The organism is Paenibacillus cellulosilyticus (genome assembly GCF_003182255.1).
Classification (GTDB): domain Bacteria; phylum Bacillota; class Bacilli; order Paenibacillales; family Paenibacillaceae; genus Paenibacillus_T; species Paenibacillus_T cellulosilyticus.
In genome coordinates, this window is sequence record NZ_QGTQ01000003.1 from 241,628 (window position 1) to 266,836 (window position 25,209).

Annotated in this window: 21 protein-coding genes; 17 read left to right on the plus strand and 4 right to left on the minus strand. The window is 50.3% G+C overall.

The window, feature by feature from the left end:
- Positions 1–2: 2 nt before the first annotated feature.
- The 9 genes from DFQ01_RS06245 (at position 3) to DFQ01_RS06285 (ending at position 12,293) form a co-directional block, all read left to right on the plus strand.
- Entirely contained in the window at positions 3–5,042 is a 5,040-nt protein-coding gene (locus tag DFQ01_RS06245) for a phage tail tape measure protein (RefSeq protein ID WP_110043017.1), read from the plus strand.
- Positions 5,039–5,848, plus strand: coding sequence for a phage tail domain-containing protein (locus DFQ01_RS06250; protein ID WP_110043018.1), 810 nt, complete (start codon positions 5,039–5,041; stop codon positions 5,846–5,848). The genes DFQ01_RS06245 and DFQ01_RS06250 overlap by 4 nt, the downstream gene beginning before the upstream one ends.
- A gap of 14 nt (positions 5,849–5,862) precedes the next feature.
- A complete protein-coding gene (locus DFQ01_RS06255; protein WP_110043019.1) occupies positions 5,863–8,238 on the plus strand; it encodes a M14 family metallopeptidase in 2,376 nt (791 codons plus the stop codon).
- A 17-nt stretch (positions 8,239–8,255) separates the two neighbouring features.
- On the plus strand, positions 8,256–10,190 hold the full coding sequence (locus tag DFQ01_RS06260) for a phage tail protein (RefSeq protein WP_110043020.1): 1,935 nt from the start codon (positions 8,256–8,258) through the stop codon (positions 10,188–10,190).
- Between the two features lie 95 nt (positions 10,191–10,285).
- Entirely contained in the window at positions 10,286–10,837 is a 552-nt protein-coding gene (locus DFQ01_RS06265) for a hypothetical protein (protein WP_110043021.1), read from the plus strand.
- Between the two features lie 70 nt (positions 10,838–10,907).
- Positions 10,908–11,120 (plus strand): hypothetical protein, encoded by a 213-nt coding sequence (locus DFQ01_RS06270; RefSeq protein ID WP_110043022.1) that lies wholly within the window; start codon positions 10,908–10,910, stop codon positions 11,118–11,120.
- A gap of 103 nt (positions 11,121–11,223) precedes the next feature.
- Positions 11,224–11,484, plus strand: coding sequence for a hypothetical protein (locus tag DFQ01_RS06275; protein WP_110043023.1), 261 nt, complete (start codon positions 11,224–11,226; stop codon positions 11,482–11,484).
- Positions 11,485–11,488: 4 nt separating this feature from the next.
- Positions 11,489–11,698: a holin gene (locus DFQ01_RS06280; RefSeq protein ID WP_110043024.1), complete on the plus strand. Its 210-nt coding sequence runs from the start codon at positions 11,489–11,491 to the stop codon at positions 11,696–11,698.
- Complete coding sequence (locus tag DFQ01_RS06285; RefSeq protein WP_110043025.1) at positions 11,688–12,293, plus strand: lysozyme; 606 nt, start codon at positions 11,688–11,690, stop codon at positions 12,291–12,293. Before DFQ01_RS06280 ends, DFQ01_RS06285 begins: the two co-directional genes overlap by 11 nt.
- A gap of 994 nt (positions 12,294–13,287) precedes the next feature.
- On the opposite strand, the gene rocF is transcribed toward DFQ01_RS06285, so the two are convergent.
- Positions 13,288–14,208 (minus strand): arginase, encoded by a 921-nt coding sequence (rocF, locus tag DFQ01_RS06305; protein ID WP_110043029.1) that lies wholly within the window; start codon positions 14,206–14,208, stop codon positions 13,288–13,290.
- 36 nt (positions 14,209–14,244) lie between these two features.
- Positions 14,245–15,177 carry a proline dehydrogenase family protein gene (locus DFQ01_RS06310; RefSeq protein WP_110043030.1) on the minus strand — a complete coding sequence of 311 codons (933 nt, stop codon included), beginning with the start codon at positions 15,175–15,177 and terminating at the stop codon, positions 14,245–14,247.
- 162 nt (positions 15,178–15,339) lie between these two features.
- Between DFQ01_RS06310 and pruA the strand changes: the two genes are divergently transcribed.
- The 3 genes from pruA to coaD all read left to right on the plus strand — a co-directional run bounded on the left by pruA (position 15,340) and on the right by coaD (position 18,226).
- Positions 15,340–16,887 carry an L-glutamate gamma-semialdehyde dehydrogenase gene (gene pruA, locus DFQ01_RS06315; RefSeq protein ID WP_110043031.1) on the plus strand — a complete coding sequence of 516 codons (1,548 nt, stop codon included), beginning with the start codon at positions 15,340–15,342 and terminating at the stop codon, positions 16,885–16,887.
- A 228-nt stretch (positions 16,888–17,115) separates the two neighbouring features.
- On the plus strand, positions 17,116–17,718 hold the full coding sequence (rsmD, locus tag DFQ01_RS06320; RefSeq protein WP_110043032.1) for a 16S rRNA (guanine(966)-N(2))-methyltransferase RsmD: 603 nt from the start codon (positions 17,116–17,118) through the stop codon (positions 17,716–17,718).
- Positions 17,711–18,226, plus strand: a complete 516-nt coding sequence (gene coaD, locus DFQ01_RS06325) for a pantetheine-phosphate adenylyltransferase (protein WP_110043033.1) — start codon at positions 17,711–17,713, stop codon at positions 18,224–18,226. Before rsmD ends, coaD begins: the two co-directional genes overlap by 8 nt.
- A gap of 21 nt (positions 18,227–18,247) precedes the next feature.
- On the opposite strand, the gene DFQ01_RS06330 is transcribed toward coaD, so the two are convergent.
- Both DFQ01_RS06330 and DFQ01_RS06335 read right to left on the minus strand, forming a co-directional pair.
- Complete coding sequence (locus tag DFQ01_RS06330; RefSeq protein ID WP_110043034.1) at positions 18,248–19,495, minus strand: nucleoside recognition protein; 1,248 nt, start codon at positions 19,493–19,495, stop codon at positions 18,248–18,250.
- A gap of 179 nt (positions 19,496–19,674) precedes the next feature.
- Positions 19,675–20,937: a nucleotidyltransferase gene (locus tag DFQ01_RS06335; protein WP_110043035.1), complete on the minus strand. Its 1,263-nt coding sequence runs from the start codon at positions 20,935–20,937 to the stop codon at positions 19,675–19,677.
- 219 nt (positions 20,938–21,156) lie between these two features.
- On the opposite strand from DFQ01_RS06335, the gene DFQ01_RS06340 reads away from it, so the two are divergent.
- The 5 genes from DFQ01_RS06340 (at position 21,157) to DFQ01_RS06360 (ending at position 24,955) form a co-directional block, all read left to right on the plus strand.
- A complete protein-coding gene (locus DFQ01_RS06340; protein WP_110043036.1) occupies positions 21,157–21,681 on the plus strand; it encodes a YceD family protein in 525 nt (174 codons plus the stop codon).
- Positions 21,682–21,727: 46 nt separating this feature from the next.
- Positions 21,728–21,901, plus strand: a complete 174-nt coding sequence (gene rpmF / locus DFQ01_RS06345) for a 50S ribosomal protein L32 (RefSeq protein ID WP_006036546.1) — start codon at positions 21,728–21,730, stop codon at positions 21,899–21,901.
- Positions 21,902–22,385: 484 nt separating this feature from the next.
- Positions 22,386–22,982 carry a transcription factor FapR gene (gene fapR, locus DFQ01_RS06350; RefSeq protein ID WP_174812758.1) on the plus strand — a complete coding sequence of 199 codons (597 nt, stop codon included), beginning with the start codon at positions 22,386–22,388 and terminating at the stop codon, positions 22,980–22,982.
- The gene (plsX, locus tag DFQ01_RS06355) at positions 22,966–23,955 is read left to right on the plus strand and encodes a phosphate acyltransferase PlsX (protein ID WP_110043038.1); all 990 of its coding nucleotides are present in this window, start codon (positions 22,966–22,968) and stop codon (positions 23,953–23,955) included. The genes fapR and plsX overlap by 17 nt, the downstream gene beginning before the upstream one ends.
- A gap of 13 nt (positions 23,956–23,968) precedes the next feature.
- On the plus strand, positions 23,969–24,955 hold the full coding sequence (locus tag DFQ01_RS06360; protein ID WP_110043277.1) for a beta-ketoacyl-ACP synthase III: 987 nt from the start codon (positions 23,969–23,971) through the stop codon (positions 24,953–24,955).
- Positions 24,956–25,209 lie beyond the last annotated feature (254 nt).

The window sequence follows — 25,209 nt, forward strand, 5'->3', positions numbered from 1 at the left end:
ACGTGGACGATAATAGGGACGTGGTCGGGGCCCGATTGAAGCTGGACACCTCGAAGTTAACACCAGCATTCAAGGTAGTCGACGGTGGTGCTCGTCAAAACGCAGAGTCATTTAAGAAGCTGAACGCTGAGATTAGCGTTACAGAGAAGACATATGTGTCTTTGGCACGGGCGATGGACAAGACGGCCCTGAGTTCCGAGCAGCGGCAAAAGAAGATCCAGGACGAGTCGAACGCACTCGTTGCTCAGCGGCGTGCGCAGGCAGAGCTAATAAGCGCCAAGACGGCCGCAATGAACAAGACTAACACGGTAGTCGATGAGAAGATGAGAGCGCAAGCAGCTATTGTGTTAAGGCGTGAGCAGGCGATTGAGCAGCAAGAGAAGCAACATCAGGCACGAATGCAGACTTTGCAAAATCGGGCGAATGCATCTGCAAATACCGATCGACTCGTGCAGGCTCGTCTTGATCGTCAACTGCAGATCACTCGAACGGCTCAAACGAAGCTGGAACAGCAGACAGCCGCGCACCAGGCTCGATTGAACCGGCTTAACCAGCAGGCAGCGGGAAATACGGTGTATACGACCAGTTTGGCCGACAAGTTCCAGAACGCAGTTATGCATGCAACCGTGTATCAAGCGCTTTATTCGGCTATTCATGTTGCGCAGGCAGCCATTAAGGAGGGGCTTGTCGGTATCGAGTCGAATATGGCCGGCTATATGCAGACGAACGAGGCTTATTTTGTCTCATTCAACGAAGGTACGCATGAGATGGTCGTGAACACGCAGCGGCTGCATGAAGAGACAACGAAGTTCATTCAGACGGCGCATGACCTTGGTGCGCAGATCGGTGATGTGACCGAATCCGCTCGCTTATGGGGCCGGATGTATAAAGACGTTGGTATCGTGCAGGAGCTTGTTCGCCAATCGACACAGCTATCTGTTGTAGACATGGTGTCACTCGAAAGCGCAACGAAGGGCATGGAGTCCGTACTGTCGCAGTATGGCGTGCAGATTGAAAACACCAACGATGCAATGGTAATCGGTAATCGTGTTCTCGATAGCTGGTCGAAGGTCGCGCATGACACGATGGCGCCGGCGAAGGACTTGGCTGCTGCATTCCAGCGGACGGGTAAGATCGCATCGGAGACAGGCGTATCGTTCGACTTCATGAACGGCCTGATCGCGTCTGGTGTTCGAAACACGGCATTATCAGGCGAAAACCTCGGTAACATGTGGAAGACCGTACTCGGTACGATTCGGACGGACAAAGCCGTCAAGGAAATCGAGAGTTTAGGCGTTGCGACAACCCAAATGGTAGACGGAATGGAGCAATGGCGTAAAGCTGAAGACATTCTGCTTGATCTATCCATTGCAGTGACGAACAAGAACTATGACCTAACAGAGTCTTATGCGGCTATTTCACGCGGCGTGTATCAATATGCGAAGCTGGCGGCATCACTCAATGCAGGCGACATCTTGCTCGGTACCGCATCATCGATCGGATCATCAGGGGCTACGCTGGAATACCTGCAGGTGCAGATGGATACGATATCCCGCAAGGCTAGCCAGGTCAAAACATCGTTGCTTGAGATATTCAACCAAGCAGGCGACGATGGGCTCCGTAGAAGTATCAAGGATGTACTGGATGCGCTCGACCGGCTGATGATCGGTCTTACGAAGGTACCGACAGGCGTTTATGCAATGACTGCCGCGCTTGGCGGGGCATTACTCGCATATAAGGCATTGAAGGCTCCGGTCCTTAACCTTATGACGGCTGTTAGTGTGCTGACGACAGCGAAGACAGCTGATGCGACAGCAACGGCAGCATCTACGGCTGCCAACGAGGTCAATACAACGACAACGATTGCTTCGACGGTGGCACAGACGGAGCGGGCGGCGGCGAGTACGGCCGGAGCGGCAGCTCAGATGAACGTTGCAAGAGCAACAACGGCTGCGACTGCAGCGATGTCCGCTGAAGCAGCGGTTATGACGGTTGTTACAGGCGGACTCGTGCTGCTTGGCGCAGCTTTTGCTGGCGTGGCTTTTGCGATGGGAGCAGACGAGAAGGCGCGGCGGGATCGGGTTCAGGCGCTGAAAGACGAGGATTCGGTTAACCAGCAGCTCGTTAGTCAGTATCAGCGGCAGATTGATTTACTGCCGAAGCTGGTCAATGCGCATAACTCCTATCAGCAGATGCTTGATAGTGGCACACTTGCAGAAGATCAAGCCGCGAGGGTGAAGAAGCAGCTCGATGAGGTTTCTCAAGCACTCGTTATTACTCTCGGCTCCGAAGGTGCTGCACAGCTAAAAGCGGCGGGATATACGGAGCAGGCTGTTCGCCAGCAGGTAGATGCGCTAAATGGTCTGATTGCCGCGAAGAAGGAAGCGAGCAAGGCCGTACTGGAAGATCAGCGAGATGAGTTGCTGATACAACAGTCGAACACGCAAGCGGCAATCGATAAGAAGCAGAAAGAGCTTCAAAAGGCAACGGAGTCACTGGAGAGGTCACGCAAAATTTTCAGCAGTGTATGGCTAGGCGGGGACACTTCCGCTGAAGAAAAGAAGGTCCAAGATCTTACGGACCAGCTTAGCGACCTTACCGCAGAGAATAACAAGCTTATCGAATCACTTGCAGATGTGAATGTATCGTATGCGGAAGCGGCTCTCGCTGCCGATCAGCTGGCCGGTTCGAATGGGAAGGCTACGGACAGCACGGAAGAGGCAGAAGAGGCTCTTGCGGATCTGAAGGATCAGATTCAGAACAATGGCTCCGCGGTTAGTCAGCTTAACCAGGTGCTCAGCGACTTGCGTAAAGCACAGTCCATGAATGCCGAGAACGCAGCGGACCTTATCATTCAATATCCGCAGCTTGCAGACAAAATCTACAAGACAGCGGACGGCTGGGCGTTTGAAACCGATGCGGTTGAAGAGCTTCGTAAGGCGAAGATCCAGAAAGCCATAGATGATCTGAATTCAGAGAAGTCATCGGAGCTGAGCACGCTCACAGCGACTCAAAACCGGATGAAGGCATACGGCATCGAAATGCAAGGAATCAAAGACCTTGCGACTTATAAGGCGAAGATGAATGAGGCAGTGGATAAGCGTAATAAGCTGGAGTCAAGCTTGAACGGAACATTCGCAAGCAGTATGAATGCCAATTCAAGCACACCGTTCAGCTCATTGTTTGGCGTAAGTGAAGCGACTAAGGGGATTGTCCAGCAGTATGTCGCTGAAGAAGATGCAGCGTTAGATGCGATATCGAGTGTGTACGACGAGTACTTTGAGAAGATGGACGAGTATGATCAGAGGATCGGAGCTCTAACGAAGCTGTACAACGATCCTAACTATGGTGTAAGTTCGGATTCCTCTTCCAGTTCGAAGGATAAGTCTTCATCTTCATCATCATCCAATGATGATCCGCAGGCCAAGGCTTTTGAGGCATCCCAAGATTGGATTGATCATCGCAAAAAGATGGGGCAGCTCACGCTTGAACAAGAGCTCCAGGCATGGCAACGGATACAGTCGCAATATGCGCAAGGCACCGAATGGCGAAAGAAAGCAGACGAGCAAGTCTACAGTCTTCAGCAGCAGATCTTAGAGAAGAAGCAAAATGCCGAGAAGGAAGCATATGATGCTTCGATGAATTGGCTGTCTCATCAGAAGGCCATTCGAGAAGTGTCGGCTTCTGAAGAACTTGCGATACTGGAGAAGCTGCAGGCGCGATATAAGGTCGGTACCGAAGAGCGAATGAAGCTGGACGAGCTCGTATATGCTGCGAAGAAGGCTGCACTAACGGAGTCAATGAGCCAATCAGAAGCCTACTTAGCACACGAGAAGGCAATGGGCCGGTTAAGCCTTGAGGCGGAACTGAAAGCATGGGAACGAATCCAGCAGCGCTATGTCAAAGGGTCGGAAGAGCGGATGAAAGCGGACGAGCAGGTCTATGCGCTCAAAAAAGAGCTAATGGAGCAAGAGCAGACGGCAGCGGAGAAGCTCGCAACGAATCAGAAGTCCATCATTGATAAGCTGCAAAAGGCTGAACTTGAGCGAATCAAGGCTGAGAAAGAAGCGTACATTGCGGCGAAAGATGCTGAAATTGAGGCGTTGGATGCATTGCTTGACGCTGAGGAAGAAGCCAATGAGGATGAGGATTTCGAGAAGGAGCTAGCTAAGAAGCAGGCTCGTCTTGCTGAACTTGAGTCAGCGGTTGGCCCGGATGGATTAAAAGAGCGTCGTGAGCTGCAGGAAGAAATTGCGGACATGCTGGTCGATCGCCAGCGGACGCTATACAAGCGGGAAATTGAAGCCCAGAAGCAGCAGCTTGAGGACGAGAAGGATCTGAAGACGCAGGAATATGATGATCAGATCGAGGCATTAGAGGATCACTACCAGGAGCTTTTGGACGCTTTCGATTCCTTCTCGTCAGATACTGCCGAACAGGCTGAATCGCTTAAGCAGTTGCAGATCCTGAAGGAGTCCGAGAAGAACGAAGCCATCTTGGATCAACTCGATTCGTTTATTGCGAGCTATCAAGCTAAGATGAGCACATTGTCCAGCTTGTCATTGTCGCAAGAAGATCAGGATTTGGCCGAGTACAACAGCAACAAGGATGCCTATGAGGAAGCGAAGGCTCAGGGTGACGCAGCTGAGATGGCAAGGCTGACAGCGCGTAATGCGGCGCTTCGTGCGCAGTATGGCATTACAACGGACACAGGCAAGCTGCAGCACTTCAGCGAAGGTGGAGAGGTGCAGGGCAGGACTGGCGAAGCGGTACCCGTTATTGCACATGCAGGTGAGATCGTCTTAAATGGTTCCCAGCAAAGCAATTTGATGCGGCTGCTTAACTTCCAGATGCCGCAATTGAGCTATGATACGCCGACATACGAGAAGCCATCACAGCAGAGTGTAACCAACCATAACTATTACACGGTGTCGACGGGTGACGTAACGATCGATGATGCGTCAACGGCCACAGTGTTCTGGTCCGAGCGAGACAGCTACATGCGTAATATCCAATCGAGAGCGGGGGATAAGCAACGATGATAGATGGCAGAATCGAAGGAAGCGGGCTATCTGTGACGTTCTCCGAGCTAGGGCTTGGCATCAAACGGCGCGATATCCCCGTGCTGCCAGAAACGCGGGACTACAGTGTCGCGATAGCGGGCGTTGATGGTGAGGTTGATTTCGGGTCGGAATACGGCCCGCGAATCATTTCACATGAATGTGTCGTAATGGCAAACGATTCGACATTGGATTATCATGCAAAGCTGGCGCGGATCGCACAGGTATTCAACGCTAAGCGTGGGGATCTAATTGTTACATATAGTGATCTGCCGAAAAGGCGGTACCGGATGCGATATGCCGGAACGATGCCCATTGAAAAGCTCATATTCGACGGCAATATAACGATTCCAATGAAGATGCATGATCCATTTCCAGAATCGCTTCAAGACACAGAGCGGAGGGAATACGACCAAGGACTTGAGTTCGGTCAAGGCTATGAATACAATAATTCCTTCTTTCACATTACGACCAGCGGGCAGACGATTGAGATCGAGAATCAGGGCTCTATTGATGTTCGTCCGCTTATTCGAATAATCGGATCACTACAGCAGCTGGAGCTATCCGTTGATGGACAGACCTTCACATTCGGCGGCGTCATGCAAGCAACGGACACGCTTCTGTTAAACGGAGATCGGTATACCGTCAAACTCAATGATATGAACGCCTATTCGCAAACGAATGGCGTTTTTTTATCGTTGAAGCCGGGGGTTTCAACGATCACCTGCACAGCGTCGAACCCTGACTTTACGATCGAGTTCATATTCAGACACAAGTACCTATACTAAGGAGGGAGCACTTCATGCCTTTCATACCGCGTATTATCAATAAAGACTTGGATTCTGAGAATCTGCAGAAACACAATGACAACTTCTTGGAAATCAAAATAGAACTAGATAAACACGATCAAATTACAAGTGAATCGAAAGACCGAATAGAAGATTTAGATATACGTTTCGATGGTCTAATTGCAAATGCGGGTAATAGTAACGCCGAGATAGTAGATGCTCGACATGACCCTATCACTGGAGTTTCATATCCAATTTTACAATATCGACTTAATGCAACTTCTGAACAGATGGCTACAAAGGCAAATCAATCTGACCTTACTTCTACCATTGCTACCATTGCGACAAAGGCAGAAAAATCAGAGGTTTATAGCATGATTGTATCTGTATCTGATGGTACACCGGAGGCATTTAAGGATCTACCTGCTATTCAGTCCGCATATCCAACCGGATCGAACCAAGCGAAGTTAAATATAGCAGATGGATATGTGTACAACTGGAATGGATCAGCGTGGTTGCAGGGGTGGATGTATCAAACTTCCGGCATCTCTAACGGGAGCATTACTCCTGCAAAAACCAACTTTTTTAAGATATCGACCAACCTGTATAATCACGACACGAGTACTCAAAACTTAACAATAAGCAGTGCAGGGGTAGAGACGGTTAATACAGACTATGTCGTTTCTGATTTTATTGCAGTCAATCCTAACTCTGATATGTCGTTCAATCCAGTTGGCAACGCGAACGGGTTCCTGTATTTTGCGGAGTACGATTTGAACAAAGTATTTATCACAAGACGGGATTGTTCAGCCACTAAGACATTAGGAAGCAGTACGAGATATATCCGTGTAATGGGGCAAAAAATCTATATCAAAGCTGCAACAGCACAAGTCAATGCTGGCAATGCCATTTTACCTTTTGAACCTTACTATGTAACAGTGGATGAGGGATTTGTCGGACAAATCATTGGTACCAAAAATCTAAAGGACAAGACTATTACGGAAGAGAAGATCGGCGATAACGCCGTTTCACCGAAAGTAGATGTATCTCAGTCTGCATTAAGATATAAGGCAGATAAACTCATTAGACCTTCATTCGAAATTGGAGCGCTCAGCACTTCAAATGGTACTAACTTAGACACAGATGTTGGATGTATTAGAAGTGTTGACTACTTTAGCATCTCAAGCAAAGAGATCGTTAATGTATATTTGAGAGATAAGGAAAACTATCACTGGGCCTATTTCCAATATAGTCTGGATGGCACCTATATTAAAAACAATGCATACACAAGAAATGATCTTCACCTGGAAAGTGGCTATAAATATAAAATTCTTGTAAGAAAATACCCAACGGATTACACAACAAATGTTACAAGTCAGTTGGCTAGTATAGCCGCACAGATGTGTATAACGTACAATGAAAAGTCTTATTATTTTAGTCCCGAACCAATAAGCGGATGGTTTGAAGCGCCTGTTGTCAGTAGCTTCGGCAGCGGGAACACGATAGATGCAATTTACAACATATATGATGGCCTTGCAGCGGAACACCCTGATGATATTAGCAAATCATTCTTAGGTAACGATAGCACCGGATTACCGATTTACTCGTATCAATTTAAAGGCAGCGAAGTAAAGCAACGGTCTAGTTATTCGTCATTTTATACTCGTAGCCTGCCGAAAATCATTATTGCAACAAACATACACGGTGACGAAAAAGCATCCACTTATGCGATTGCAAACCTTATGAAGCTGATTTATACGAATTGGGGAAGCAGCCCATTATTAGAGTATTTAAGGTTTAATGTGCAGTTCGTCGTGGTTCCTATTGTTAATCCATATGGATTTAATAATGTTACAAGACGAAATGCAAATGGTGTGGATTTGAATCGAAATTTCGATTACCGTTGGAGCGCTTCTACGGATGACTATAAAGGGGCATCAGCCTTCAGTGAAGTGGAAAGCCAGTATATAAGAACACTAATCACAAACAACTTAGATGCGATGTGTTTCCTTGACTTTCATATGAACGGTTCAAGCGGGTATGATTGGACTGAAACTTATTGGTCTAATATCAATCAAGTTATTCCTGAAAATCAGATATTTGATCCAGCAAGCAGGTTCATTATTAGTAAGATGACCAGAAGAGGGCAGTCAACATATAACGTTCCCTCTGACAGCGGAATCATAGGCCGGATATCTTACGACAATGATACTCCGTTGATGGCTGCATGGGTTGCAAAGCAAGGGATTCCAAGTGTGCTCTGCGAGTGTGCAATGAAGCTGCCTTCAGAGTCAGAAAGCTACACAGTAACTGTTCATCAAATGAACTTGGAGTACGTAACAAATATGCTACTTTCGATCGTTAACCAATTTAAAACAGCGTCTTTATAGTGCTGTTGGGGGTTACTATGCTAACGATTTTAAACAAAAACCAAGAACCGATCGGCGTCCTTCCCGATGCATCTGACGTCAAGCGACGGCGCCGCATCAATTCTGATTATGAGCTGTCCTTTGTTCTTCCGATGACCAGTGATGACTACAAAAAAGTAGCCATCAAAGGTCATGTCATGGATGACCGAGGGCAGCTCTTCGTCGTTAATGACCGTGCACGGAAGCGGGACGGGAAAAAGCGTCTTGTGGAGTTTACCTGTATGCATGTCATGTTCAAACTGACGGACTTTAAATTCCCGTATGCGTCTTACATCGAAGAAGCCTATGGCGTCAGTATCGAGACGCTGCTGACATCAATATCAGCTGCTACAGGCGGCAAGTTTACTTTCTCGCTAGATGACAGCTTCGACCTTAAGGACATCAAGGACTTCGGCCAGGGGAATACGCTGGAGGCGCTGAACTTTGTCCTGGACAAGTACGAGGCTGAGATTGAGCCAGATAACTTCGTGATTCATGTGCGCAAGCAGATCGGCACCGATCGTGGGCTGCAGTACCGGTACCAGAAAAACATCATCAGCAATAACTTTAAAGATAGCTCACGGGCACTGACAACGCGCCTGTTCGCCCAAATGAAGGACGGTCGCACCTTCATAGGGCTTGCGGCCAGCAACCTGACGGACGAAGAATATGAGCTGCTTAACGCCGTTCCTGGTGCGATCGTTGACGGAGAGATCCGCGTCAACTATCTTATTTCGCCATATGCAGAGTATTGGGCGAATAACACGAATGACTATTACGACAACGAGATTATCGATCAGGATATTGAAGATCCGCTGGAGCTGCTGCAGCTGACACGCAAATCCTTAAGAGAACAAGAAGTACCGGCTATTGATATATCCGTGTCCGCCGCCGCACTGCACCGAATCGACGAAGAGGAGCCTGAGGCTTATCTGGGAGATACGGTGACTTTGATCGATGAAGAGATGGAGATTGACCACATCACCGCGCGTGTTATGGAAGTGACGGACTACTTGTTCGACAAGGACAAGCACCCGGATGTCAGTCTGGCCAACTTCTATTTGCGTGATTACTACGACATCATTGCCGATCTAAACAGTACCAAAAAGACCGTCGACAGCATTATGAGCGGCGGCAAGGTCCGAACCAACTCGTTTGAGAACTTCGCTGCACAGGCAGTATATGACATCGATAATTCGAAGTCTCAGGTCATCTATGACGAACGCGGGATTGTACTGCAGAGTCTGGATAATCCGCTGCACCAGGTTGTTATGTCATCAGGTGGCTTATATGTAACAGAAGACGGCGGCAATACAGCAGAGGCGGCGCTGACGGCGATGGGGCTTGTTGCGGAAAAGGTTGTCGGGACGCTGGGTAACTTCATCGAGATCGAGATCGGAAGCGGGAACAACGTCTTCAAGGCGAACCAGACGGGGATTCACCTCGGTCATCAGGATTTTGAAAGTGCACCGTTCCGTGTAGACATGTTAGGCAGGCTCATTGCGACTCAGGCAACGGTTACAGGAACGATCAATGCAACGGGTGGAACGTTCTCGGGGAACATTGATGTAACGGGTAAAATAAGCGGCGGGGTAATCGAAGGTGCAACCATGAGGACTGCATCTTCAGGCGACTATGTGCAGCTAACATCAGGTCTTGCGACGATTGATCTATGGATTGACAATGCACAAGCTTTTCAGATCAATAGGAGTGGCGGCGGGGTTCTGTTATGGAGTCCGAATAATTTGGGGATGTATACACATCAAGGGGATACATGGTACTTCCGCTCCGCTAGCTACTTTACAGGTTATACAGAATTTAACGCGGGGGTGAACTTTCAGTATGCTAGTGTTTCGGGGTTAACAATTAACAAAGTGACAGGGCTTCAAGCAATACTAACATCACTTCAAGATCAGATTAATGCACTGGGATAGTTATAAAATATCGTAGATTTATTAAAAATTGAATGGTCATACGTTCTGATGCATGATAACATATTGTAAATTACCATGTATTAGGGGGTTATAGCGTGAGGAAAATTTCAATCTTACTGCTTGGCGTGATTATAGGTGTGCTTATCAGTATAACAACAAGTGTATATGGAGAATCCTTGCGAAGCCTAGTTGGCCAGAAGATTCAGGGTGAAATGAAGGTTGTCTTGAATGGACAGCAATTCGATACAGCCATCGTAGTGAATGGCAAGAGCTATGCGCCATTACGTAACACTTTCGAAAGTGCGGGGTACAGCGTCTCTTTATCTGAAAAAACAGTTATTTTGACGGAATCAACCGCTGGTGCCGTAGAAACAAGCGATGTTACGGATTCAGTTATTGACGGGGGAGTTACAGTGGACGATTCTAATTCTAGCTTAAATCCGTATCGAGGATATACTCTTAAACAGATTAATGAATTAATTGACTCGGATAATGATACGATTGCATATCTAGAAAAGCTGATTTCCGAGTATCCAGATGTTGAAGGATACAAAAAATCTTTAGAAGCTAGCAAACAATCACTTGCTTTGCTTCTAGAGAGAAAAGCAGAGCTCGAAGCAGAAGCTGCAGCTGCAGCTCAAGAATAATAGTGCATACAGAAGACCCTCGATCGACTCAGATCGGGGGCTTTTCTATTTAGAGGGGAGGTGAAGGGTAATGAAAGCAAGAGCGCTACTAGAACTCGTTGTGGACACAGCAAATCCAGTCGAGGAAATCCAAGCATGTATTGCAACGATCTCCTTGCAACACGGGCCTAAACAATTACAGATCCTGAAGGATATTGAGATGTGGCTGAGTGAAACAATTATTGAGATGGAGATTAAGCAATCTTCACTTGAGAAGCCAACTAACCAAGATATGAAGTCATAATACAAAGCGTTTGTAAATTCGAGGTCGGGCAGATGCTCGGCCTCTTTACGTTGAGGGGGCGAACCGTATCAGTACACAGATCATCGCAATAATTATATCAGCTATGGCCGCATTTAGCGGCGTCATCCTGGGATGGACAAGTAAGTCAAGGACAGTCAAGCAAGATACGGCAGCCGATGCAAGTAAGGATGCGCTGCTTCGCGCAGATATGGACTACATCAAGCGCGGTGTTGACGACATGCGCGTCGAGATTAAGGTACAAGGACAGCGGTACGACGCTCTCGCCGAGCGCGTTACACGAGTCGAAGAGTCAGCCAAGCAAGCACATTATCGGATTGATCGGATTGACAAAGAGAGGGGATAAGTCAATGACAACTTGGATCAAGGCAGCAACTATTCGCGCCATTAGGACGGCAGCTCAAACAGCTATCGGTGCTATCGGTGCGGCAACGGTATTTAATGGTGTGGATTGGAGAGTAGTGGGCGGTACCGTCCTGCTCGCCACGATTATGAGCTATTTAACGAGCCTGGCGGGATTGCCAGAGACTTCGAAAGAGGGCACGACATATGAGTCGTAAAATCTCGCAAGCGGGCATTAGCCTAATCAAGTCATTCGAAGGCTGTCAACTTACGGCGTACAAGCCTGTAGCTACCGAAACCTATTACACCATAGGCTGGGGCCATTACGGCTCTGACGTCAAGGCAGGCATGACAATCACACAGGCGCAGGCCGACGCGATGTTCCTGTCCGACATCGTGCGCTACGAGAATCCTGTGAACGACCTTAACTTGCAGCTCAACCAGAACCAGTTCGACGCGCTGGTCAGCTTCTGCTACAACTGCGGCGCGGGCAACCTTCGAAAGTTGTGCCTTGGACGCACCATCGAGCAGATCGCCGCAAGCCTGCCCGAGTACAACAAGTCCAGCGGAACAGTGCTAGCGGGATTAACGCGTCGGAGAGCTGCTGAGCTGGCTTTGTTTAATACACCAGATACAAAGGAGGAAGAAGATATGACACTGAGCAATTACCAATGGGGTGTGCTGGAGACGAACGTAAGCAAGTTACTGAGCAATAAGACGATCACGGATGCGGCGTGGCTAGATAAGGTTAAGCAGCGGACGCTTACTGTATCGGAGTTGTCCTGGTTAACCTTCGTTGTCTCGATACGCTAAACACCGGATTGGTAATAATACCAAACGCTTGTGATTATCAGAAAAGCCTCTCGTTAGCCAAGGCTAGCGGGGCTTTTTGTCTTGATATAGGAACGTATGTTCTGGTAAAATGAGTGCATACATCTTAGCGAGGTGATTACGATGCAAAAGTACGTTGGAAAACTCGTGCAGTTGATATATATTGATCGCAAGCGTCAGGTTAGCATCCGAAACGTTCGAGTACTGTCTGTACAGGGAAGTCGCCTTAAGGCATATTGCATGACTGCTAGGGCTCCGCGTGTATTCAATATAGATAGCATTGTCGATGTTGAGCTGATACGAAGTGTTGGATGATACTACCCGGAAGGTGTTACGAATATTATTCAACTTGAACCGGCAACAGTGGGCGAAACTTGATACTGATCGGCTACAGCTTTTATCCGGACGGACTAGACAGCAGGTGGAGATATCGCTGCAGCAGTTGAGTAAACTGGGATACATTGAGCAGCATACAGGTCTGATTCGCGTGATCGAAGGATGGGAGAAACCGATAATACAGAAGACATCGGTCTCCAGATTTATGAATTGGACAGGGTAACAACAAGAGGTCGCTTCGCATGAAGCGACCTCTTGTTGTTTATTTCTTTATCTCTCGGTATATAGAGCGAACCCAGATACATGTGTTCACTGCCTTTATTGCTTTGGTCGACAATTGGTCGACAATAATATATTAATGAAGTAAAACGGAAATGATTTTGTGGAAGAAAAGCCTTTAAATAAGGGGTTTTTTATAAAACTATATAACAAAAATCGGACGCCCCTTTCGGGACGTCCTTTCATGGGAGAGGAGAAACCGGACGAAGAGCTTATGGGGAAACGTAAGTCTTCTCCGCGGTTGTCTACGGCATCTCTCGACGCCGATAATTGTAGGATTGCCGGAATTACCCGATTTATACCTCTGTTTCCAAAAATGTTTATGACACTCCTTCGACCGCCCCCGTGTGCAACCATCCAGCTATAAAATCCGTTCGCCAAACAAAGAAGCGATCAGCTCGACGGCAAGCCGCGCGGTGCGATGGCCGTTATCGAGCTGAGGGTTCACCTCGACGACATCGGCGGAGGTGACGATGCCGGACTCCGCCAGCATCTCCATCGCCAGATGCGTCTCCCGATACATCAACCCGCCGCGCACCTTCGTTCCGGTGCCCGGAGCTTCGCCTGGATCGACGGAGTCGATATCGAAGCTGAGGTGGACGCCGTCCGTGCCGTCCGACACGATAGCGATCGCTTCGTCCATGACCGCGGCCATGCCGCGTCTATCGATATCGTGCATCGTGAAGCAGAGGATGCCTTCGGAGCGAATAAGCTGCCTTTCGCCTTCGTCCAGCTCGCGAGCACCGACGAGCACCGTACGATCGGCTTGCACCTTCGGATAGCTGCCGCCGATGGACGTTAATCGGCTGTCGCCATGGCCGAGCGAGCAGGCGAGCGACATGCCGTGTATGTTACCGGACGGTGTCGTGCTCGGTGTGTTCAGATCGCCATGCGCATCGATCCAGAGCACGCCGAGTCGTCGGCGGCTCTTCGCAGCGCCTGCGACCGACCCGATCGCAATGCTGTGATCGCCGCCGAGCAGCAGAGGAAATTGCCCAGCCGCAGCGGCTTGCGCCGTTTTCTGAGCGATCGCTTCATTGATCGCAGTTATTTTGCCCCAATGGCGCAGATGAGGCTCATTTCGATGATCCAACGACACATCGGGGAGATAGTCAGGTGATTCCACGACGTATTGCAGTCCAAGCTGCTGCAGCTTGCGTTCCAGTCCAGACAGTAGAATAGCCTGTGGTCCTTGTGAGGCGCCGCGGCGGCTCGCACCCCAGTCGAATGGGGCAGGGATAATGGCGATGGGCCGCAATGTACCTGGTGAAGTACGAGTCATCGATGTGCACCTCCTTTGGTCAAACACCTATTCGCGTTAACGACGTTTCAGCAAGCTTCGAACGACGAACCCGACATTGGCAGGACGTTCGGCCAGCCGCCGGACAAAATAGGGATACCACATCGTCCCGTAAGGAACGTAGCTGCGAACCGTATAGCCTTGCTCGGCAAGCGACAGCTGGAGCGGCGTTCGAATGCCGTATAACATTTGAAACTCGAACGCGGTATTCGGAATGCAGCGCCGTTTCACGTATGCTTTGACCCAATCGATAATCTTCTCGTCATGGGTAGCGATAGCCGTATAGACGCCGCTGTCGAGCCGCGAACGGATGAGACGTTTGAAATTGGAATCAACGTCCTGCCGTTTCGGATACGCGATACGTGCAGGCTCTTTGTATGCGCCTTTCACTAATCGGACATTGGTGCGAGTGGAGGTGAGAGACTTCAGGTCATGATCACTGCGTCTAAGGTACGCCTGGATGACCGGTCCTACGTTCGTCAGACCCTCGGCACGCAGCTTCGCTACGATGCGCAGCGTTCGATCCGTATACGGACTGTCCTCCATGTCCAAGCGGACGAACATCCCACAGCCCGCCGCAGTCTGTGCAATCGATCGAATTCGTGCGTACGTCCGTTCTTCGTGCAGAGCGAGCCCCATCTGGGTCGGTTTCAGTGAAACGTTGCCCTTAATGCCGCGTTCCTTCATCGCCGTGATGAGCGCGCAGTATTCCGTCCGATAGCCATCCGCCTCGGTATCGGTTCGCACGCCTTCACCAAGATGATCCATCGTCACGACCAGCTTTTGGGCGTTCAGTTCTTGTGCACGGTTCAGTGCCTCATCCCGTGTCTGTCCGGCGACGAAGCGCCCTGCGCCGAGCTTCATCCCATACTTGCGCGAGAGGGCTGCCGCTGCTGGATTGCCGGCTAGCCCAAGGATGACCGAGCGAAACAGTCGAATGCCGATTTCCATTCTCGCCTGCTCCTTTCCCTCCGTTATTGTTTATGTGATCGTCCCCGTTCCGTAAGCAAGCTGTCATGTTTTTAGATGTGGATGCTTATATATAGACAGGAACTGGTGCCGTCATTCCATATGTACAGGCGGCAACTTACGACAAATGGGAGGCGGCTTTTGATGATGGGTCCATTTAGCAATGAGCCGATGACGGATTTCAGCCTGGCAGACAACCGCCGTCTGCTTGAGTCAGCGCTCGATGATATCAAAAGAAGCTACGGCCAGCTGTACCCGCTGCTGATCGGTGGACGCGAGATTATACCTGAAAGCATGAAGCAATCGATCAATCCGGCAAGACACGGAGAGACGCTGGGGATTGTTGCACAGGCGGATCGGAAGCGTGCTGCCGAAGCGGTTGATATTGCAGCGGCTGCGTTCGAACGCTGGAAGCGTGTAGATCCGGCAGCCAGGGCTCGGACGCTGTACAAGGCGGCAGCATTGCTGCGTCGGAGGAAGCATGAATTCTCGGCGTGGCTCGTTGCAGAAGCGGGCAAAACATGGGTGGAAGCGGACGTCGATACAGCAGAAGCGATTGATTTTCTCGAATATTACGGCAGAGAAGCCGAACGGCTGTGTGCCCCTCAGCCGCTTGTTCGCATTCCAGGCGAAGATAATGAATGGACGTATGTGCCACTTGGCGTCGGCATCGTCATCCCGCCGTGGAATTTCCCGCTTGCGATTATGGCAGGCATGACCGCATCTGCTGTTGTCGCTGGGAACACCGTTGTACTCAAGCCGGCTTCGGCGACGCCAGTGATCGCTGCACGGTTCGTTCGGCTCATGCATGAAGCGGGCCTGCCCGAGGATGTCATCCAGTTCGTTCCGGGCTCGGGCGGGGAAATCGGCGATTCGCTGATCGATCATCCGCTGACACGATTCGTTAGCTTCACGGGTTCGATGGAGGTCGGACTACGAATCGTTGAACGGGCTGCTCGGCTGCAACCGGGACAACGGTGGATCAAGCGCGTTATCGCGGAGCTCGGCGGGAAGGATGCAATTGTCGTCGACCGAGATGCAGACTTGGTTGCTGCTTCGCAAGGGATCGTGCAGTCGGCATTTGGCTATGCGGGGCAAAAATGTTCAGCTTGCTCACGTGCGATCATACATGCGGATGTGTACGACGAAGTGACGGAGCGCGTTACGGCCCTAACGAGGCGTCTGACGATCGGCGATCCTGCGCTGTACGGCACCGACGTCGGGCCTGTTATCGACCGTGCGGCTTATAATAAGATTCGCCAATACGTAACCGCAGGGAAGCAGCAAGGGCGACTGCTGATAGGCGGGGGGATGGATGATGGTGCAGGTTATTTTGTAGAGCCGACGATTATTGCCGATGTTGACTCGCAGGCTACTCTTGCACAAGACGAAATATTCGGTCCGGTGCTTGCGTGTATCCGGGCTGACGATTTCGGCCACGCGCTTGCCATTGCGAATGACACGCCATACGGCTTGACTGGTTCGGTCTATTCGAATCGAAGAGAGCGGCTTGAGCTTGCTAGAGATTTGTTCCACGTCGGCAATCTTTATTTCAATCGGAAATGTACCGGTGCTTTGGTCGGCGTTCATCCGTTTGGAGGCTTCAACCTGTCCGGCACGGATTCAAAAGCAGGCGGCCCTGATTATTTGATCCAATTCATGCAAGGCAAGGTCGTTTCAGAACGTATGTAGCGATAAAAAATGCAAATAAACAGCCGTTCGAATCCCATTCGAGCGGCTGTTGCTTTGTTCAAACCTAAGATATCACCCTATACATACGTTTGGATTTTTCCGGAATCAAAAGCGTTATGCTGCTCAAGCGGAGGCTGAAGCCTTCAAGCGCTTTATTACAAACAATCAAATGTGGTACGATATAGCCGATATTGATAGAGAGTGTTTTGTTTGTTAGGGGGCAACAACGTGAGAGTGATTGCAGGAACAGCCAAAGGGCGTCCGCTCAAAGCGGTGCCAGGCATGAATACGCGACCAACAACGGATAAGGTCAAGGAAGCGATCTTCAGCATGATCGGTCCTTATTTTGACGGAGGGCTCGCGCTTGATCTGTTCGCAGGCACAGGAGGACTAGGCATTGAGGTGCTTAGCAGAGGCGCGGACAAGGCGATTTTCATCGATCGTGAGAAAATAAGCATTGATGTGATTCGGCAAAATGTAAATGCAGCGAACCTAGCGGACCGCAGCGAGATTTACCGCAACGATGCTGATCGCGCAGTGAAGGCGATGGCGAAGCGGGGAGAGCAGTTCCGATACATATTTCTAGACCCGCCATACAAGATGACGAACATGGACGAAATGCTGCTCAGCATCGCCGCGCATAACTTGGTGGAACCAGATGCCATCATCGTCGTTGAACACGATTCTTCGCACCTGTATCCCGAACAGTTCGGAGGATTCATCCAACGAAAATATGCGAAGTACGGCGAGACGGCTGTGACCATTTATGATTATCAGCCTGAGCAGCAAGTCAATGACGCATCCGAGGATGGAGGAAACGCAGATGAATAACAGTCAGCTAGAGCCAAACAATCGTATCGCCGTTTATCCGGGAAGCTTCGATCCGGTTACCTACGGCCATCTGGACATCATCGCGCGAGCATCGAAGCAGTACGATACGCTGATCGTGGCGGTGCTGAACAATACGAGCAAAAGTCCGATGTTCTCTGTCGATGAGCGGAAGGCGCTCCTGCAAGAAGTAACGCGAGAGTTTCCGAATGTACAAATTGATAGCTTCCGCGACCTGCTCGTTCGGTTTATGAAATCGAAGGGAGCCGGTACCATTGTGCGTGGCATCCGCTCTGTATCGGATTTCGAATATGAGCTGCAGATGGCTTCTACGAACCATTTGCTCGAACCGAGCATTGAGACGATTTTCATGATGACGAACCCGAAGTACTCGTACTTGAGCTCTAGCATTGTCAAAGAGATTGCTCGGTTCCAAGGTGATGTGTCGGAGCTCGTTCCGTCATATGTGAGAACGAAGCTCGAAGAGAAAGTGTTGTCTCAGCTTGGTTAATTAATAGTTGCAGCGATCCCATTAACGCTTGAGCTTAATTCGTAATGGCAGCGACAATACGGCGGCTAACAATACTACTATTGCGAACGCCAGTAAGGCAGCCGGGATGTAATGCCAGAGCGTCGATAGATCGGATGTATGAATAAGAACGTCGTTGATCCATCGATCCGCGTTATCGGGTAGAAGGCTCGTATTGTCAAAATGCGCAGCGGACAGCGCGCCTGCATGCTGCTTGATGAGTGAAGTGAATGGCCGCCATAGCAGGAACACGAGCGCGGCAGCAAGAAGGGCATGAACGGCTCGCGCTGCAATAAAAGGCAGCAGCCGAAGGTCAGTGCCTTGTATGGCTGCGCTCGTCTGCGCGATTGCGCCAAGTCCGCTCCAAGACAGTGCTGCGGCAGTCGCCGCTACGGGAATAGCGGCACTGATAGAGCCGCCGAACGAACTGGACACCGAGTATGCGCCAAGATGGCTTTCTAATAGAGCTGCTAACACCCAATGCGGCAGATGAAGCAGCAGGCTCGCCGCATCCCACAGTGGCTCGAGCAGCCGGACAAGGACGGCACATATGATGATGATGCCGCCCGCTGCAAGCAGCTTTTGAACTGCGCTGATCGTAGCATCGCCCAGCGCTTGGCCGAACGAACGTCCATCGCGGTTATGCGCTTCCTGCATCGCAGTTGTCGCTTTTGTTAGCAGATTACGCTGATCGCTGTTCGGTTTCTCGCCTGAGCTGAGCGCTGTCTCCCTGCTGCGACCGGGAGACAGCCTTTGTTTGATTCCGCCGGCAATGGCGGGAATCATGCTGCTCGTCCAAATCGCAATGAGAGCTAAGAAGCCATAGGCTGGCTGCTTCATAAATCCCACGCCGACTACGATGATGATGAACAGCGGATTCGGCATATGCGCTAGTGCCAGAAGGCGCTGGCCTTCTGAACGGGTTACATCCCCGTTACGGCGCAGCAGTGCCGTCGCTTCCGATCCGGCCGCGTAACCGCCGGACCAGCCTGCAGCAATCGCAAGTCCTGCCGAACCTGGCAGACGCAGCAGCCTTCTTGTCAGCGGCTCCATTAGGTGACCAGCGAGCGTCGTAACGCCAAATGCAACCATGAGCTCGAACAGTACCAAGAATGGCATTAAGCCAGGGAATACAATCGTCCACCACAGCGTCAATCCTTGCAGCGATGCTTGGAAGGTCGCATCGGGCTGCCGAATGACAGCTGCTACGAGCAGGATGGAGACGATCGCAAGCACAATTGTGCGGCGCATGTGCAGTCTCCTTTCATTAAGTACGAAGTACGGTTACTATCGGTTCCTACGTAAGAGGACGGGCAATCCGTACATTGTACGTGCTCAAGACGAATGATAGACCTTGGATCTGTTCGTTCTACGCAAATAGCCATGACAACCGGTTAGGTTGTCATGGCTATAATCGTGTTGTTATGACGCTATTCAGCTGCAGCAGTTGCATCCATGCCAATGCGAATGGGCTGCTCATAATAATCGCGCAGCAGATCGCGTGAGGAAGCGTTGGCCCCGCGTCCCAGTGCATACACTGCCGTCGCTCGGATATCAAGGGCAAGATAAGGCAGTTGATCCAGAGCTCCCGCAGCGCTCATTAAGACCGGCCAGCGGGAGGACGTACGCATCTTCTTCAGCAATGCTTGTCCTGTTGGGGTAAAACCAAGCACTCGTATGTAACCAGGTCCTTCGGCAAGCTTATTTGATGCGAAGTCGCTCTTCTTATGATTGAGTAGAACGGCAAGCAGCGCGCGCTGCAGCTTGGTGCGAGTATAGCGTTTCGTTTTAAGCTGCTCCAGCAGTGATTCGAATCGAACTTCACTCAACTGGCGCACGGTATGGAGCAAGCGATGCTCTAAACCCTCTGTCATTTCATGGATCTCGCCGAGCTCTTCAATGGATCGCGTCATAATGGAATGAAGCAGCTGCTTCTCGAATAGACGCCAATCCGCCGCGATGCGGCCCATATCCCGGTCGCGCTTCATTAGCGTCAGCGTCGTCTGCGGTACGAATGGACGAGCGGCATCCAGATCGCCTGCTTCAAGCAGCAGCTTGCGGATGGCCGTTGCGCTTGCGATCGATTCATCTGACGGAGTCTGGTCATTGTAGCCGGACTTCTCGCGCCGAATCGTATAGGGATTAATGGCACTTCCAATTCGCTCTATTGCGAGTGTATAATGCAGTCCTAACGAATTGTTGGGCTGTGCTACAGCAAGCGGAGGAATGCCTTGCTCTGCGGCATGAGCGGACAATGCGTATTCGTAAGCAGCAGGATAAGGGACGCCTTCTGCCAGCCGGTCATTCAGCGCTTGTTTGAATGAGGCAGGCTCCTCACGCAGGAGCTGCGCCGCGGCGCGGAACGAACGGATGTCGCCCGATTCGCTGCCGAAGCAGAGCGCATCGACAACGCCTGTTGCATCAAGCGTCGCAACCGCGCCGCGAGCGAACCATTCCGCTGACTGTGTCGAATAGGCTGCCGGCAGCTCCAACACGAGATCGCAGCCGCCGCGCAGCGCCATCTCAGCGCGTGTCCATTTGTCCAGCAGCGCGGGTTCACCGCGTTGAAGGAAATGTCCGCTCATGACGGCGACGACGGCATCTGCGCCCGTTATTTTTCGAGATTGCTGTACATGATAGTAATGTCCATTATGAAAAGGATTGTACTCGACTACAATTCCGACCGTGCGCATGGAGTTCCTCCATTTCGGTTGCTTATCATTTAAATCCAAGTAGGTATGTGTTACTCTCATACTTACTCTTGTCTTTCTCTGGCATGAAACGTATTTCGCCGCCATTAAGACAGTGGCAACTATTTTGCCTTGGTTAGTACCATCATATCATGCGCTGAAAATGTTGACAAAACCATTGTCGAGTCGATATAATAATCTTTGTTTGTTTGGGGTGATCTCATGCAATTTCGTATTCAAGAAGTATTGAACAAAGGGAAGCTTCCTATTATCCGCGAGACGGTTCAGGTTGATTCGCTGTTGAAGGGTCGCAGAGATGTGTTGTCGGCAAGTCCGATACAGGTCGAGCTTAACGTTTCAGCAGAAGAAGGCTTGATTCACGTTGAAGGACATTTGACTTCCGAGCTTGAGATGGCTTGTTCCCGTTGTTTGAACCCGGCCGCTGTTAAGGTGGACGTGCCGTTCCATGAACAGTTCAAACAAGTCGCTGAGCTGTCGCCCGAAGATGAAGAATCGGATGATGATACGATTGAAGTGATCGGTGATGCCATCGACCTGAAGCCGTACGTTGAAGATTTGTGGCTGCTTGAGCTGCCCTTCGTGCCGATGTGCAGCAGTGATTGCAAGGGACTATGCTCTGAATGCGGGCAAAACTTGAATGAACATGAATGCGGCTGTCACCGTGGATCGATTGACCCGCGGCTCGCTGCTCTTAAAGATTTGTTCATTGACGACAACAACAAATAACTAGCCGCCCCGAGCGGCTTGTAATTCTGTGAAGGAGGTGGGAAACATGGCAGTACCACAACGAAGAACTTCCAAAACTCGCCGCGACAAACGTCGTACGCACTTTAAACTGGCGGTGCCAGGTATGGTGAAATGCGAGCAATGTGGAGAATTGAAACTTGCTCACCACGTATGCAAAGTGTGCGGGTATTACAAAACGAAAGAGATCATTTCGCAATAAGCCGGTTTCCCACTCGTAGTGCTTCATCTCGCGATGAAGTGCTATTTTTTTCAAAAGCGAGTGAGATCTGCGATTGATGCTGTAGATGATCGGACGGCGCGCGCAAAATCGATCGGTTCTGCACAAGAACTGAATCGGTGCTGCTAGCGCCGTCTTTTTTTACTACATAAGAACATTTTCTTATTGGCGATAAAACCTACCTCTAGGCGCGGACGCCAACCTTGGAGTTGCCTCGATAGGGGATTTCTCACCAGATAAGAATTTATAGGTCTCCGAGGTATTTTAGGAAAAACAAATTCTTATTGGCGATAAAACCTACCTTTAAACGCGGTCGTACACCTTGGAGTTGCCTCGATAGGGGATTTCTCATATACTGATTTAGTACCAGGTTATAATAGCTGACTTCATTTTTGCGATTTTCGCGAATAATAAATAAAGTATCATGCACGATTACAAAGTAAAGGAGGTGCCAGCCATCGAACGTTTGCCTAAACGTCAGCGGCATCAACAGCTATCCAAGCTGATCGAAGAGAATCCGTTCATTACAGATCGTGAGTTGACACGACTGCTGAAGGTCAGCATCCAGACAATCAGGCTTGACCGGCTAGAGCTTGCTATTCCAGAGCTGAGGGAGAGGCTGAAGCTGATGGCTGAGCGATCCTATGATTCGGTCCGCTCGCTGCCGCTGCATGAAGTCATCGGTGATATCGTCGATCTGCAGCTTGATCGAAGCGGTATTTCGATGTTTGAAATCATGCATGAGCACGTCTTTTCCCGGACAGGAATTGCGAGGGGGCACCATGTGTTCGCACAAGCCAACTCGCTGGCAGTCGCTGTTATTGATGATGAAATCGCGCTTACAGCAACGGCTGATATTCGGTTTATTCGATCGGTCAAGCTTGGCGAGAAATGTATAGCGAAAGCTTATGTACGGTCTATCTCCGGGGAGAAAAGCAAAGCAAAGGTAGAAGTGTTCACATACGTTGGAGAAGAGATGGTGTTTCAAGGAAACTTTGTCATCTATCGGTCCGCGGGAGAGCACATCGATGAGGGAGGAATAGAACGTGCGGATCGTCATTGATGCGATGGGCGGAGACCACGCACCAGGATTAATCGTCCAGGGTGCACTGGATGCTGCAGCCGAATGGCCGGATATTCAGCTTGTGCTCGTAGGAGACACGGCAGCCATTCAAGCTTGTATTCAGGGAACGAAGCCGTCCAACGTGACAATTGAACATGCGGATGAAGTGATTGGGCCTGATGAAGAGCCTGTAAAGGCTGTTCGCCGCAAAAAGCAATCGTCCATGGTTATTGCAGGTCAGCTCGTGCGTGAAGGTCAAGCGGATGCTATGATCTCTGCCGGCAATACCGGCGCGCTCATGACGACAGGCTTGCTCGTCGTTGGCCGTATGGAGGGCATTGAGCGTCCTGCACTTGCACAGCTCATGCCAACAATGGATAATATCGGCGTCTTGGCGATGGATCTTGGCGCGAACATGGATGCAAAGCCGGAGCAGCTATTGCAGTATGCAACGATCGGCAGCATCTACCGGAAGCAGGTAGATGGTCTCAAGGAGCCTCGTATTGGCCTGCTTAATGTCGGTACGGAAGAACGCAAAGGCAACGAACTGACGAAGGCGGCTTACGATCTGCTGGAAGCGTCGCCGCTTAATTTTATCGGCAATGTAGAAGCACGCGATGTTCTGCAGCGTAATTGCGATGTTCTAGTATGCGACGGCTTCGCAGGGAACATTATGCTTAAAGCGATGGAAGGTACGGCGAGCACGATCATGGGTACGCTCAAGACCGAGTTCAAGCGCTCCATACTCACGAAACTAGCCGCGGCAATTATGATGCCAGGCTTGCGTTCGCTCGGTAAAAAGATGGACTACAAAGAACATGGCGGCGCGCTGCTGCTTGGCGTTAATGGCTTAGTAGTGAAAGCTCATGGCTCTTCTGATGCCAGAGCGGTTAAGAATGCAATCCGTCAAACGCGCAGTGCGCTCATCAGTGACGTTACGGCATGCATGGCTAAAGAAATTAGTGGGAAGTGAGAGGACTATCATGTTGAATACGCAATCGGTCGGTATAATCGGAACAGGCAAATACGTGCCGGAGCGCGTATTGACGAATGCTGAACTCGAACAAATGGTCGAAACGAATGACGAATGGATCGTCACGCGTACCGGTATTCGCGAACGTCGTCTGGCTGCGCCAGATCAGGCAACTTCGGACTTAGCGCTGCAAGCATCGAAGGAAGCACTTCGTTCGGCAGGGCTGACTGCTGAAGATATTGATCTTATTATTGTTGCTACGATTACGCCAGATATGTTCTTCCCATCGACGGCATGTTTGCTGCAAGATAAGCTCGGCGCGAAGAAAGCCGCGGCTTTTGATCTGTCGGCAGCTTGCTCTGGATTTATTTACAGCTTGGCAACTGCTTCGAGCATGATTGCAACGGGTATGTACAAACATGCGCTTGTCGTTGGTGCGGAGTGCTTGTCGCGCATCACGGACTATACGGATCGCAACACTTGCATCCTGTTCGGCGATGGCGCCGGCGCAGTAGTGCTTGGTCCAGTCGAAGAAGGACGCGGCTTCAAATCGTTCGAGCTTGGCGCGGACGGAAGCGGCGGCGAGCTGCTCTGCATTAGCGGCGGCGGTTCCCGACTGCCGGCAACGGCAGCATCGATTGACGAGAAAAAGCATTTCATCCATATGGCGGGCAACGACGTATTCAAATTCGCTGTTCGCATCATGGGCAGTGCAGCCGAAGAGGCACTCCGCAAAGCGGGCCTCGAGAAAAGCGATATCGACCTTCTCGTTCCGCACCAAGCGAACATTCGCATCATCAACTCGGCTATCAACCGGCTTGATCTGCCAGAAGACAAGTGCATGATCAACCTTGATAAATACGGCAACATGTCCGCTGCATCGATCCCAGTCGCACTGGCCGAAGCAGTCGAACAAGGCCGAGTCAACAAAGGCGACACAATCGTCCTCGTCGGCTTCGGCGGCGGCCTAACATGGGGCGCATCGGTGCTGAACTGGTAAGATAATTAGTTCTCGGTTTGGTTTAAGGTTTGGCTTTTAGATTTTGTCTTTATTTTTCTGTTATCGCTCTATCTCTTAAGACTTTCTGTCTTAGTCTTACGCAAATGTTGATCACACAGTGATCCATTTGCCTCAATCACTGGTCCCGAAGGGACCTACATAATCTTTTCGCATTTGGTTTGCTCTTGCATTCGGTTTGCTCTTGCATTCGGTTTGCTCTTGCATTCGGTTTGCTCTTGCATTCGGTTGGTCCC

What these genes read in the sequence shown, in the direction of transcription:
- coaD (WP_110043033.1), top strand. Translation starts at nt 17,711, where the DNA reads ATGAATAACAGTCAGCTAGAGCCAAACAATCGTATCGCCGTTTATCCG.
- DFQ01_RS06310 (WP_110043030.1), bottom strand. Translation starts at nt 15,177, where the DNA reads ATGGAAATCGGCATTCGACTGTTTCGCTCGGTCATCCTTGGGCTAGCC.
- DFQ01_RS06275 (WP_110043023.1), top strand. Translation starts at nt 11,224, where the DNA reads ATGGCCGCATTTAGCGGCGTCATCCTGGGATGGACAAGTAAGTCAAGG.
- DFQ01_RS06270 (WP_110043022.1), top strand. Translation starts at nt 10,908, where the DNA reads ATGAAAGCAAGAGCGCTACTAGAACTCGTTGTGGACACAGCAAATCCA.
- DFQ01_RS06280 (WP_110043024.1), top strand. Translation starts at nt 11,489, where the DNA reads ATGACAACTTGGATCAAGGCAGCAACTATTCGCGCCATTAGGACGGCA.
- DFQ01_RS06335 (WP_110043035.1), bottom strand. Translation starts at nt 20,937, where the DNA reads ATGCGCACGGTCGGAATTGTAGTCGAGTACAATCCTTTTCATAATGGA.
- rpmF (WP_006036546.1), top strand. Translation starts at nt 21,728, where the DNA reads ATGGCAGTACCACAACGAAGAACTTCCAAAACTCGCCGCGACAAACGT.
- DFQ01_RS06285 (WP_110043025.1), top strand. Translation starts at nt 11,688, where the DNA reads ATGAGTCGTAAAATCTCGCAAGCGGGCATTAGCCTAATCAAGTCATTC.
- DFQ01_RS06340 (WP_110043036.1), top strand. Translation starts at nt 21,157, where the DNA reads ATGCAATTTCGTATTCAAGAAGTATTGAACAAAGGGAAGCTTCCTATT.
- rocF (WP_110043029.1), bottom strand. Translation starts at nt 14,208, where the DNA reads ATGACTCGTACTTCACCAGGTACATTGCGGCCCATCGCCATTATCCCT.
- DFQ01_RS06255 (WP_110043019.1), top strand. Translation starts at nt 5,863, where the DNA reads ATGCCTTTCATACCGCGTATTATCAATAAAGACTTGGATTCTGAGAAT.
- DFQ01_RS06250 (WP_110043018.1), top strand. Translation starts at nt 5,039, where the DNA reads ATGATAGATGGCAGAATCGAAGGAAGCGGGCTATCTGTGACGTTCTCC.
- DFQ01_RS06330 (WP_110043034.1), bottom strand. Translation starts at nt 19,495, where the DNA reads ATGCGCCGCACAATTGTGCTTGCGATCGTCTCCATCCTGCTCGTAGCA.
- DFQ01_RS06260 (WP_110043020.1), top strand. Translation starts at nt 8,256, where the DNA reads ATGCTAACGATTTTAAACAAAAACCAAGAACCGATCGGCGTCCTTCCC.
- pruA (WP_110043031.1), top strand. Translation starts at nt 15,340, where the DNA reads ATGATGGGTCCATTTAGCAATGAGCCGATGACGGATTTCAGCCTGGCA.